This window comes from Aeromonas sp. V90_14, assembly GCF_029967615.1.
Lineage (GTDB): Bacteria > Pseudomonadota > Gammaproteobacteria > Enterobacterales > Aeromonadaceae > Aeromonas > Aeromonas hydrophila.
The window spans coordinates 160,618-172,807 of the sequence record NZ_JASCAS010000034.1 but is presented as its reverse complement, the minus strand read 5'-3'; the positions used below and the strand labels follow the sequence as shown (position 1 = coordinate 172,807).

The 12,190-nt window shown below is 59.1% G+C and carries 7 protein-coding genes; all 7 read left to right on the top strand.

Annotation, left to right across the window (positions count from 1 at the left end; all coding sequences use genetic code 11):
• Window positions 1–54: 54 nt before the first annotated feature.
• The 7 genes from QLG02_RS14350 (at window position 55) to QLG02_RS14320 (ending at window position 12,185) form a co-directional block, all read left to right on the top strand.
• Entirely contained in the window at window positions 55–276 is a 222-nt protein-coding gene (locus tag QLG02_RS14350; RefSeq protein ID WP_005300804.1) for a DUF2835 domain-containing protein, read from the top strand.
• Between the two features lie 278 nt (window positions 277–554).
• Complete coding sequence (locus QLG02_RS14345) at window positions 555–5,393, top strand: NAD-glutamate dehydrogenase (protein WP_282465489.1); 4,839 nt, start codon at window positions 555–557, stop codon at window positions 5,391–5,393.
• 76 nt (window positions 5,394–5,469) lie between these two features.
• Window positions 5,470–6,480 (top strand): quinone-dependent dihydroorotate dehydrogenase, encoded by a 1,011-nt coding sequence (pyrD, locus tag QLG02_RS14340; RefSeq protein WP_103826873.1) that lies wholly within the window; start codon window positions 5,470–5,472, stop codon window positions 6,478–6,480.
• A gap of 87 nt (window positions 6,481–6,567) precedes the next feature.
• The gene (locus QLG02_RS14335; protein ID WP_011706138.1) at window positions 6,568–7,104 is read left to right on the top strand and encodes a cell division protein ZapC; all 537 of its coding nucleotides are present in this window, start codon (window positions 6,568–6,570) and stop codon (window positions 7,102–7,104) included.
• Between the two features lie 682 nt (window positions 7,105–7,786).
• A complete protein-coding gene (gene rlmKL / locus QLG02_RS14330) occupies window positions 7,787–9,958 on the top strand; it encodes a bifunctional 23S rRNA (guanine(2069)-N(7))-methyltransferase RlmK/23S rRNA (guanine(2445)-N(2))-methyltransferase RlmL (RefSeq protein ID WP_282465488.1) in 2,172 nt (723 codons plus the stop codon).
• The gene (locus QLG02_RS14325; RefSeq protein WP_017410049.1) at window positions 9,958–10,188 is read left to right on the top strand and encodes a glutaredoxin family protein; all 231 of its coding nucleotides are present in this window, start codon (window positions 9,958–9,960) and stop codon (window positions 10,186–10,188) included. Before rlmKL ends, QLG02_RS14325 begins: the two co-directional genes overlap by 1 nt.
• A gap of 74 nt (window positions 10,189–10,262) precedes the next feature.
• On the top strand, window positions 10,263–12,185 hold the full coding sequence (locus QLG02_RS14320; RefSeq protein WP_282465487.1) for an ABC transporter ATP-binding protein: 1,923 nt from the start codon (window positions 10,263–10,265) through the stop codon (window positions 12,183–12,185).
• The last annotated feature ends 5 nt before the right edge of the window (window positions 12,186–12,190 follow it).

The following is a 12,190-nucleotide window of genomic DNA, read 5'->3' as shown; positions in this document are numbered from 1 at the left end:
GCCATCTCCCGCCCTTTCAACATCCGGGTCGTTTATCAGATCAGAGGAGTCATCGTGAAGCAGTTTACCTTTCGCCTGTCCCTGAGCCACGACGAGGTCATGCTGATGTATCAGGGTCATGCCAAACGGCTGGTGGTACGCAGCGAGCAGGGGCTGACCCTGGAGCTGGGCATTGAGAAAATCCGGCCTTTCGTCGCCATCAGCGGGGTACATGGCTATTTTCGCCTCAAAACCCAGGATGATTATCGCTTTATCAGCCTCGAACGCATAAATTAACAAAACTTGAACATATTTCCGCGCAATTCACTGCTTTCAGTCACTATCTATCCGGTAAATCCGTAACCATCCAGTGGGATTTTCTGTTTTTTGCCAGAACGGCAAAATTTTTCACAGCTTAAGGCGTGATCTGACCCTTGTTTTTAACAACTCATTATCACCTTTGCTCGCCTTCCTTGATCCAAGACATTACACTTCGCAGCAACTCTGTACCGGTGGGCATCCAGGGTGGATGTCTCTGTGTCGGTGGTTAATGTCGTCCGATAAGGAATATAGAAATGGCATTGAAAGACGCCCCTACCTCAGTTCTGCTCGAAAACGTTCTCAGCCTGATCCATCAGAAGTTGCCCAAGAAGAGTGCCTCCCTGGTCGAGTGCTTCGTCGCCAAGTTCTACGGCAACATGGCGAGCACCGATCTGCACGATCGCAATGACAGCGATCTCTATGGCGCCGCGCTCAGCCTGTGGAATGCGCTCAACCAGCGCACCAGCACAGAGCCCTATATCCGGGTCTACAATCCCGAGCTGACCCGCCATGGCTGGCAGTCTCCCCATACCATCGTCGAGATCATTCTGCAGGACTCCCCCTTCCTGGTGGACTCCATCCGCATGGCGCTCAAGCGCCGGGGCATCACGGCGCACATGATGCTGCACCAGCCGCTGCACCTCATTCGCGGCAACGAAGGCAAGATCAGCGCCATTCTGGATATCGACAACAGTGCCGAACAGACCTCCGTCGAGACCGCCTTCCTCATCGAAATCGATCACCTCACCAGCGAGGAGCAGATGGAAGGGCTGACCGCCGAGCTCAACTCGGTGGCCGGTGAAGTGGCGCTGGCAGTCGGTGACTGGCAGCCGATGCTGGCGCGCCTGAACGAGATCATCGACGAGCTGCCCAAACGCAAGAACCCGGTCGGTCAGGCCGAAGTGGACTCCTGCGTTGCCTTCCTCAAGTGGGTAGCCGCCCATAACTTCACCCTGATGGGCTATCGCCGCTACGACGTCAAGGCGGTGGAGGGGGATCACGAGATCCTGCCCCAGGCCGACTCCAGCCTGGGTCTGATGAAGAACTCCATCAAGGAAGTGGGGCAGCGACTTGGCAACATGCCCGCCAGTGCCCGTCACGCGGCGCTGAGTTCTGATTTGCTGATCCTCACCAAGTCCAACAGCAAGTCGCGGGTGCATCGCCCGGCGTATGTGGACTACATCGGCATCAAGCGCTTCGACGAGCACGGCAAGGTGGTGGGAGAGGATCGCTTCATCGGCCTGTATGCCTCCTCCATCTACAACACCAGCGCGACCCAGATCCCGCTCATCAGTCACCGTCTCGAGCACATCATGGCCGCCTCCGGTCACGAGAAGGGCTCCCACGCCTACAAGGCGCTGCTGAACGTATTGGAAACCTACCCGCGCGACGAGCTGATCCAGGCCCGTGAAGAGGAGCTGCTGGCCACCGGTCTTGGCGTGCTGGAGATGCAGGAGCGCGACATGCTGCGCCTGTTCGTGCGCCGCGACGTGTACGGCCGTTTCTTCTCCTGCATGGTCTACGTCACCAAGGAGCGCTACAACACGGCGCTGCGGGTCAAGACCCAGCAGATCCTGCAGAAGTATTTTGGCAGCAGCGAAGAGGTGGAGTTCAACGTCTACTTCACCGAGGGCGTGCTGGCACGGACCCACTACATAGTGCGGGTCAACAACAACAACGTGGATGTGGATGTGAACGAAGTACAGAACAACCTGATTGAAGCGGCCCGCAGCTGGGATGATCGCCTCGACTCCGTGCTGCTCTCTCACTACGGTGAAGCCCGCGGCAACGAACTGCGCCGCCGTTTCAGCACTGCCTTCCCCCGCGCCTACAAGGAAGACGTGCTGCCGGGTTCCGCCGTGGCCGACATCATGGAGCTGGACAACCTGAGCGAGGTCAACCCGCTCGGCATGCTGTTCTACCGTGCCCAGGAGGAGGAGAACGATCGCCGGGTTCGCCTCAAACTGTTCCACCGCACCGAACCCATCCACCTCTCCGATGTGCTGCCCATGCTGGAAAACATGGGGCTGCGCGTCATCGGCGAGACCCCGTATCAGGTGCGCACCCCGGCGGGCGACATCTTCTGGATCCTCGACTTCTCCATGCTGCTGCATGGTGAGCAGCCGTTCGATCTGGAGCAGAGCCAGCAGCGCTTCCAGCAGGCCTTCGCCGCCATCTGGAACAAGCAGCTGGAAGATGACGGCTTCAACCGCCTGGTGCTGGGGGCCGGCCTCACCGGTCGTCAGGTCTCGGTACTGCGCGCCTATGCCAAATACATGCGTCAGACCGGCGTCTCCTTCAGTCAGTCCTATATCGAAGAGACCCTGACCCGCTACCCGGATATCGCCCAGCTGTTGTTCACCCTGTTCGAACAGCGCCTGGATCCGGCCGGCAAGCAGGACGCCAAGGTGCAGGCCAAGCTGCACGAGCAGCTCGCCGCCAAGCTGGATCAGGTCGCCAACCTGGATGACGATCGCATCATCCGCCGCTATGTGGAGATGATCGACGCCACCCTGCGCACCAACTACTACCAGCTGGACAAGGCGGGCAACATCAAGCCCTACATCTCCTTCAAGCTGGCCCCCTCCAGCATCACCGACATGCCGCTGCCGCTGCCCAAGTTCGAGATCTTCGTCTACTCGCCGCGGGTGGAAGGGGTGCACCTGCGCTGGGGCAAGGTGGCCCGTGGCGGTCTGCGCTGGTCCGATCGCAAGGAGGACTTCCGTACCGAAGTGCTGGGTCTGGTAAAAGCCCAGCAGGTGAAGAACACCGTCATCGTGCCGGTCGGCGCCAAGGGCGGCTTCTACTGCAAGCAGATGCCGGCGGGGGCCCCCCGTGCCGCCATCCAGGAAGAGGGCAAGGCCTGCTATCGCCTGTTCATCCGCGGCCTGCTCGATGTGACCGACAACATCATCGGCGGCGAGGTGATCCCGCCGAAATCCGTGGTGCGTCACGACGAGGATGACTACTACCTGGTGGTGGCCGCCGACAAGGGCACCGCGACCTTCTCCGACATTGCCAACGAGATAAGCCTGGAATACGGCCACTGGCTGGGTGACGCGTTCGCCTCCGGCGGCTCGGTCGGCTATGACCACAAGAAGATGGGCATCACCGCCCGCGGTGCCTGGGAATCGGTCAAGCGGCATTTTCGCGAGATCGGCGTCAACTGCCAGACCACCGACTTCACCTGCGTCGGAATCGGCGACATGGCGGGGGACGTGTTCGGCAACGGCATGCTGCTCTCCGAGCACACCCAGCTGGTGGGCGCCTTCAACCACATGCACATCTTCATCGACCCGACCCCCAATGCGGCCAAGAGCTTCGTCGAGCGCAAGCGCCTGTTCGAGCTGCCCGGCTCCAGCTGGGATGACTACAACCGGGAGCTGATATCACAAGGGGGCGGCATCTTCCTGCGCTCGGCCAAGTCCATCAAGCTGAGCCCCGAGATCCAGACCCTGCTCGGTACCGACAAGGCCAGCATGGCGCCAAACGAACTGATCAAGGCGCTGCTCTGCCTGAACGTGGATCTGCTGTGGAACGGTGGCATCGGCACCTATGTGAAGAGTTCCCGCGAAAGCGACGCCGAAGTGGGCGATCGCAGCAACGACGTGCTGCGGGTCAATGGCCGCGATCTGCGGGCCCGCATCGTGGGTGAGGGCGGCAACCTCGGCTTTACCCAGCTGGGCCGGGTGGAGTACGCCAGCCAGGGCGGTCGCATCAACACCGACTTCACCGACAACGTGGGCGGGGTGGATTGCTCCGACAACGAGGTGAACATCAAGATCCTGCTGAACCAGCTGGTGGCGGCCGGTGACCTGACCCTCAAGCAGCGCAACCAGATGCTCTATGAGATGACCGACGACGTGGCGCAGATCGTCATCACCAACGCCTATCGCCAGTCCCAGTCCATCTCGGTGACCAGTTTCCGCGGCGCCGAGCAGCTCAAGGAGCAGCAGCGTTTCATCCAGGGGATGGAGCGGGAAGGCAAGCTGGACCGCGCCCTGGAGTTCCTGCCCTCCGACGAGGAGCTCTCCGAGCGGATGGCGGCGGGGCAGGGGCTGACCCGTCCCGAACTGGCGGTGCTGGTGGCCTATGGCAAGATGGTACTGAAAGAGCAGCTCAACTGCCCGGAAGTGACCGACGAGCCCTTCCTCGCCAACATGCTGGTGACCAGCTTCCCGGCCAAGCTGCAGCAGCAGTTCGGGGCGGCACTGGCCCAGCATCCGCTGCGCGGCGAGATCATCGCGACCCGGGTGGCCAACATGCTGGTCAACGACATGGGGCTCAACTTCGCCAGCCGGATGAAGGACGAGACCGGTGCCTCGGTGGCGGAAGTGGCCTGCTGCTTCGCCATGGCCCGCGAGGTATTCGGCCTCAACCAGCTGTGGCGTGACATCGAAGGGTGCGACAACCTGGTGGGGGCAGAGACCCAGCTCGAGCTGATGTTCTACAGCCGTCGCATCGTGCGCCGCGCCACCCGCTGGTTCCTGCGCGCCCGCAATCGGAGCTGGAGCATCAGCGAGAACATCGCCTTCTTCCGTCCGGCCTTCGAGACGCTGGGGCAGCACCTCTACGAGGTGATGGACGAGAGCGAAGTGGCCGAACACCAGCAGGCGGTCGCGGCGTTGGTGGCCAAGCAAGTGCCACAAGCCATCGCCCGTCAGGTGGCCCACATGAGCAGCCTCTTCTCCAGCCTGGATCTGGCGCAGATCGCCGCGGAGCACAAGACCGACATCCTGCGTGCCGCCAACGTCTACTATCGCCTCGGTGCCAAGCTGGATCTGCACTGGTTCCTCGACCAGATCAACCATCAACCGGTGGGCAACCACTGGCAGGCGATGGCGCGGGCCTCCTTCCGCGAAGATCTGGACTGGCAGCAGCGCAGCCTCACTTCCGTGGTGCTGGAAGGGTGCAAAGATCAGGGAGAATGCGCTACCATACTGGCCGACTGGATTTCGGAGCATGAGCAACTCTTGTCCCGTTGGACCCACATGTTGGCCGACTTCAAGACCACCAGTACCCACGAGTTCGCCAAGTTCTCGGTGGCCTTGCGGGAGTTGAACCTGCTCCAGTTGAATTGCCGAGCACTGTAATTGCCAGTTAAGGCATGACAGCGGTATCACACCCAAAGCCCCGGCCAGTTGCCGGGGCTTTTTTTAAGGAGCAAACATGCTGTACCCTCTCGCCAGGCATTTCCTGTTCAAGCTCAACCCGGAACAGGCGCACGATCTCTCCATCAAATATCTGCCCCGCCTTCTCGGTACGCCGCTTGATTGTTTCTTCCGCCACTCCTTGCCCAAACGCCCCGTCACTGTCATGGGGCTTTCTTTTGCCAATCCGGTGGGGCTGGCGGCCGGTCTGGACAAGGATGGCGAGTGTATCGATGCCTTCGGGGCCATGGGATTCGGGTTTATCGAGGTCGGTACCGTCACCCCCAGACCCCAGAGCGGCAATGACAAGCCGCGTCTGTTCCGGGTGATTCCGGCAGAGGGGATCATCAACCGGATGGGTTTCAACAACAAAGGGGTTGACCATCTGGTTGCCCAGGTCAAGAAGGCCAAATATCAGGGGGTGATCGGCATCAATATCGGCAAGAACAAGGACACCCCCATCGAGCAGGGCAAGGATGATTACCTGATCTGCATGGACAAGGTGTATGACCATGCCGGTTATATTGCCGTCAATATCTCTTCCCCCAATACGCCGGGGTTGCGTTCGCTGCAATATGGCGATGCGCTGGATGAACTGTTGGCCGCCCTCAAGGTTCGTCAGCAGGAGCTGGCCGCGCAATATAAGAAATACGTGCCACTGGCCGTTAAAATTGCGCCGGATTTGACTCCGGATGAAATTAATCAGGTGGCCGCATCCTTGATAAAAAACGACATTGATGGGGTCATTGCCACCAATACTACCCTTGAGCGCGACATGATTTATGACATGCCCCATGCAGCTGAAGCGGGTGGCCTCAGCGGTCGTCCCTTGCAGCACAAGAGCACCGAAGTGATCCGCCAGCTGGCCAAGGCACTGGATGGTGCGCTGCCCATTATTGGCGTTGGTGGCATCGACAGTGCCATGGCGGCCCGCGAGAAGCTGGCAGCGGGTGCCAGTCTGGTCCAGATTTACAGCGGCTTTATTTATAAGGGCCCGGATCTGGTCAAAGAGATTGTGACCCATATATAAGAAATAAATCGGTGCCCTTTATTTAAAGTTGCTGAAATTCTCGACATGGAATAAAGTCGAGTAACGACTTTCAGTAAGGGCACCTGCATGTGTATCCAACCCAATGACAATTGGCAGTGGCATTATGATGCTCATGATGATCGTCTGATGCTGGATTTATCCGATCGCATGATCTTCGCCACCGAATATAAAGGGCGACAATTGGTGCCAAGCTCCTTCACCACCCAGCCTTTTTGCGTGGATGATGCAGCGCTCTATTATCAGCTGATGGACAGGGTTGCCGAACTGGAATGGAGCGTACCACATCAGGTTCAGCTGGTACTCAATGCCATCGCCGTCAGCCGCTTTTACAAACCCCTGATGCCACAAAGCTGGTTCTTTGGGGAAACCCACCCCGCCATTATTCCTGAAACCGGTGCGCTGGTGTGCATGGGCACTCCTCACGGCAAAGGGGAGTTTCTGGTGATCGAGGCAGGTGAGCAGGCCAGCGTCTGTTTAAACTTGACTGACGATCTCATATTGACCACCAGCAAGACACTGCCCCGTTTTGGTGTTATCAAGGTGATGAACAATCGCATGAGCCCAAGGCCGGTGGCACAGGCTCAATATCGCCAGGTGAGTTGAACCTCGGGTTATTTTATAGCAAGCCTTTATCCTCTCATTCAGTTCATCCTGATGAACATTCACTCGTCCCCATTCTGTTCCTATCATTAGCCTTGATTATTTCAGGTGACTGCTTTTGTGCAAAAAATGCCCTCCAATCAATTTGATAAGAGGGCGGCAAACACACACTACAGGAGGAATAAGCGGTTGTATCAACAACACGGGGTTATTCTAAATCCTGTAGTTTCTCTTGAAACCTGATAGATGTGACAGTCGGACAATAGCGATATGAACAGAGAGAGGAGGAAAAAATAGCCCTCCCGTTTACGGACGATAACGGGAGAGCCAAACACGGGGTTTACAGAAAGGACTTGCTCTGTCGTGGGAAATAATAACGAGTTGAGTCTTGTTTGACGCCTGTCAGATATGGCAGCGGGATAGCTCACCTATTCCTGACCATGGCCATGTCATATATGGTTGCAGCCTCAGCAAAGTAATGCCGTGTCAATGAGAGATGACAGGAGTACACCTGGTTATGGTTTGAACTTGCCGAGCGGCTGGTACATTTTTTATTCGTGAGATCCTTCCTGCGCGCATGCCTCGCCAGAACGGCCAAAAGGTCGGAGGCGGCGCATGTCAGATACCCTCGGTTTATGTCGTCACTGGCAAGCTTTTGCTGCTCCGGATCGCGGCTTAAGGTATAATGCTGCACTATTTTTATGGGTTCCCCGTGAGCGTGATGAAAGAATTTTTTGCAACCTGCCCCAAAGGGCTGGAAAACCTGTTGGCCGTCGAGCTGACCAACCTGGGCGCAGAGCAGGTCCGTGAGACCGTGGCTGGCGTGCATTTCAAAGGCGAACTGGCCACTGGCTACAAGGCCTGTCTGTGGAGCCGTTTCGCCTCCCGCATCGTGCTGGTGCTGTCCGAGTTCCAGATGAATGACGACCTGGATCTCTATCTGGGTGCTCACACCATTCCCTGGGAAGAGCACTTCTCCGGTACCTCCACCATTGCCGTGGACTTTACCGGTACCAATCCGGCCATTCGCAATACCCAGTACGGCGCCCTGAAGATCAAGGATGCCATCGTCGATCGCTTCACCAAGCGCGGTCACGTGCGTCCTGACGTGGACAAGAAGTCGCCGGATATTCGCATCATGGCGCACCTGGGCAAGGGCAAGGCCAATATCACGCTGGACTTGTCAGGCCCGGCGCTGCATCAGCGCTTCTATCGTCAGGGCACCGGCGAGGCGCCACTCAAAGAGAACCTGGCCTGCGCCATGATTGCCCGTAGCGGCTGGGCCGGCGAGCCCATGATGGACCCCATGTGCGGTTCCGGTACGCTGCTGGTGGAAGCCGCCTTTATCGCCGCCGACATGGCACCGGCCCTGCGCCGCGAGCGTTTCGGGTTCGATCGCTGGCTGCAACATGACAGCGAACTGTGGCAGAGCTTGCTGATGGAGGCTCAGGTACGGGCCAAGCGCGGCATGCAGCGCTGTGAAGTGAAGCTGTTCGGTTGCGATGCCGACAGCCGCGTGCTGCTCAAAGCCCGCGACAACGCCAAAGCCGCCGGCGTGGCCCATCTCATCACCTTCAAACAGGCCGACGTCACTGCGCTGGAAAACCCGCTGCCGATGCCGGCAGTGGAAGGGGAGGCTCGTCAGGTCGGCATGCTGATCTCAAACCCCCCCTATGGCGAGCGTCTTGGCGAGTTCCCGGCCCTGCTGGAAGTCCACCAGGCCCTCGGCGATGCCCTGCGTCGCAGCTTCCAGGGCTGGAAAGTCTCCATTCTTTCCGCATCCCCCGAGCTCTTGAGCTGCCTACGTCTGCGCGCCGACAAGCAATACCGCCTGTTCAACGGCGCCCTCGAGTGTCAGCTGCGCAACTACCAGATTGCACAGGACTCCGTTGCTTCCCAGAAAGAGGTGGCGCAGGACTTTGCCAACCGTCTGCGCAAGAATCTGAAGACACTGGAGAAGTGGGCACAGAAAGAGAACCTCGACTGCTATCGCCTCTACGATGCCGATCTGCCGGAATACAACGCCGCCATCGACCGTTATCAGGACTATCTGGTGGTGCAGGAGTACGCGGCGCCCAAGGACATTCCCGCCCAGAAGACTCGTCAGCGTCTGCTCGACATGGTGCAGGCCGCCATCAAGGTGACCGGCATGGACGGCGAGAAGGTGATCCTGAAGGTGCGCGAGCGTCAGGAAGGCAAACAGCAGTATCAGAAGCTCTCCGAAGAGCAACACCGGATGGAAGTGCAGGAGTATGGCGCCCGTCTGTGGGTCAATCTCTATGACTATCTCGACACCGGGCTGTTCCTCGACCACCGTCAGACCCGCCGCATGCTGGGTCAGATGGCCAAGGGCAAGCGCTTCCTGAACCTGTTTGCCTACACCGGCAGTGCCACCGTGCACGCGGGGCTCGGCGGTGCCAGCGAAACCACCACGGTGGACATGTCGCGCACCTACCTCAACTGGGCACAAGACAACATGCGCCTCAACTCGCTGGTGGGCCGAGAGCACAAGTTCGTGCAGGCCGACTGCCTGAAGTGGCTCTCCGAGGCGGACGAGCAGTACGACCTCATCTTCATCGATCCGCCCACCTTCTCCAACTCCAAGCGGATGGACGAGAGCTTCGATGTGCAGCGCGATCACCTGCTGCTGATGCAGCACCTGAAGCGGCTGCTGGCTGCGGGTGGCACCCTGGTGTTCTCCAACAACAAGCGCCACTTCAAGATGGATCTGGCCGGTCTCGAGGCGATCGGTTTCAAGGCCCAGAACATCACCGGCAAGACCCGGCCCAAGGATTTCGAGCGCAACCAGCATATCCACAACTGCTGGATCATCACCCATGCGGAGGCCCAGACCTGATGCTGACCCTGTTTCACACCGACGGCTGCCACCTGTGCGAACAGGCGTGGGCGCTGGTGGAGCAGGCCGGTCTTGCGGCCGACACTCGCCAGTGCGACATCATGGATGATGAGCAGTGGCTGGCAACCTATCGGGTCCGCATTCCGGTACTGCGCGATGAGGCGGGGCGTGAACTGGGTTGGCCCTTCACCCTGGCTGAGCTGCAAGCGTGGCTTGCCAGGCAGGGGTGAGCGGGCGATTTGACGATGAAACGGGGGGAGATCCAGTCTGCCACCCGTTTTTTCATTAGCAATAAGGAACAAGAATGGCTCTTTTGACATTGCACGGCGCATCGTTGTCGTTCAGTGATTTTCCGCTGCTCGATCAGGCCGAGCTCACCATCGAGCGGGGCGAGCGCCTCTGTCTGGTGGGGCGCAACGGAGCGGGCAAGTCCACCCTGATGAAGGTCATCGCCGGCGAACTGCCGCTAGATGACGGTCGTCTGGTGCTGCAACAAGATTTGAAAGTGACCCGTCTCGAGCAGGATCCCCCCGCGTCGAGCGAGCTCACCGTGTTTGACTACGCCGCCGAAGGGCTGGCCGGGGTAGGGGAGCTGCTCAAGCAGTATCACCATATCTCCATGGAACTGGCACACGATGCCTCCGATGCCAACATCCGCAAGATGAGCCAGCTGCAGGAGCAGCTCGACTACCAGAATGGCTGGCAGTTCGAGACTCGCATCAACCAGGTGCTGACCCTGCTGGGTCTGGATCCCGACGTGACCCTCGACAGCCTCTCCGGCGGCTGGCTGCGCAAGGTGGCACTGGCTCGCGCGCTGGCCTGCGATCCGGATCTGCTGCTGCTGGACGAGCCGACCAACCACCTGGACATCGATGCCATCAACTGGCTGGAAGAGTTCCTCAAGGATTTTCGCGGCGCCATCGTCTTCATCTCCCACGACCGGGAATTCATCCACAAGCTGGCGACCCGGATCATCGATCTGGACCGCGGCGTGATCACCTCCTGGCCCGGAAACTACGACGAGTACCTGCAGGGGAAAGAGGAGTGGTTGCGGGTCGAAGAGCTCAAGAACGCCGAATTCGATCGCAAGCTGGCCCAGGAAGAGGTGTGGGTACGCCAGGGGATCAAGGCCCGTCGTACCCGCAATGAGGGGCGAGTGCGCGCCCTCAAGGCGATGCGGATGGAGCGGACCCAGCGCCGTGAACTGCAGGGCAAGGCCAAGCTGCAGCTGGATGAGGCAAGCCGATCCGGCAAGCTGGTATTTGAGAGTGAAGGCCTGGGGCTGGACTTTGGTGATCGCACCCTGTTCCAGGGGCTGGATCTGCAGGTGCTGCGCGGCGACAAGATTGCGCTGGTCGGCCCCAACGGTTGCGGCAAGTCGACTCTGATCAAGCTGCTGCTTGGCCAGTTGAGCCCAAGTCGTGGCACGGTCAAGGGGGGCACCAATCTGGAGGTGGCCTACTTCGATCAGTACCGCGAGCAGCTCGATCCCGAGAAGACGGTGGTGGACAACGTCGGGGAGGGCAAGCAGGAAGTGATGGTGCGCGGCCGCTCCCGCCACATTCTCGGTTACCTGCAGGACTTCCTGTTTGAACCAAAACGGGCACGCACCCCGGTGAAAGCCTTGTCAGGGGGCGAAAAAAACCGTTTACTGTTGGCCAAATTGTTCTTGAAGCCCAGTAATTTACTGATCCTCGATGAACCAACCAACGACCTGGATGTCGAAACGCTGGAATTGCTGGAAGAACTGCTGGCGGACTACCCCGGCACCCTGTTGCTGGTGAGCCACGATCGTCGTTTCATCGACAATACCGTGACCGGTTGCTGGTTGTTTGAAGGGGACGGGCAGATCAGCGATTATGTGGGCGGTTACGCCGACATGATGGCTACCCGTGCTCAACAACAGGCACAGCAGTCTGCGCAGCACGTCGCCAAACAGGCGCAGAGCAAAACGCCAGAGCCTGTCGTGGCGCCGGCGCCTGCTGCCACAAAAACCAAAAAGCTCTCTTACAAGTTGCAGCTGGAGCTGGATAATCTACCGGCTCGACTGGAACAGCTGGAGGCAGAGCTGGATGCCCTGCAGACCGAGATCAACCACCCCGGTTTCTTCTCCCTGCCGAGCGACCAGACTCAAGCCAAACTGGATGCCCTGAATGCAGCAGAGGCTGCATTGGAACAAGCCTTCTCCCGTTGGGAGGAGTTGGAAGCGTTGAAACATCAGGACTAAGGAAG

What these genes read in the sequence shown, in the direction of transcription:
- pyrD (WP_103826873.1), top strand. Translation starts at nt 5,470, where the DNA reads ATGCTGTACCCTCTCGCCAGGCATTTCCTGTTCAAGCTCAACCCGGAA.
- QLG02_RS14325 (WP_017410049.1), top strand. Translation starts at nt 9,958, where the DNA reads ATGCTGACCCTGTTTCACACCGACGGCTGCCACCTGTGCGAACAGGCG.
- rlmKL (WP_282465488.1), top strand. Translation starts at nt 7,787, where the DNA reads ATGCTGCACTATTTTTATGGGTTCCCCGTGAGCGTGATGAAAGAATTT.
- QLG02_RS14320 (WP_282465487.1), top strand. Translation starts at nt 10,263, where the DNA reads ATGGCTCTTTTGACATTGCACGGCGCATCGTTGTCGTTCAGTGATTTT.
- QLG02_RS14335 (WP_011706138.1), top strand. Translation starts at nt 6,568, where the DNA reads ATGTGTATCCAACCCAATGACAATTGGCAGTGGCATTATGATGCTCAT.
- QLG02_RS14345 (WP_282465489.1), top strand. Translation starts at nt 555, where the DNA reads ATGGCATTGAAAGACGCCCCTACCTCAGTTCTGCTCGAAAACGTTCTC.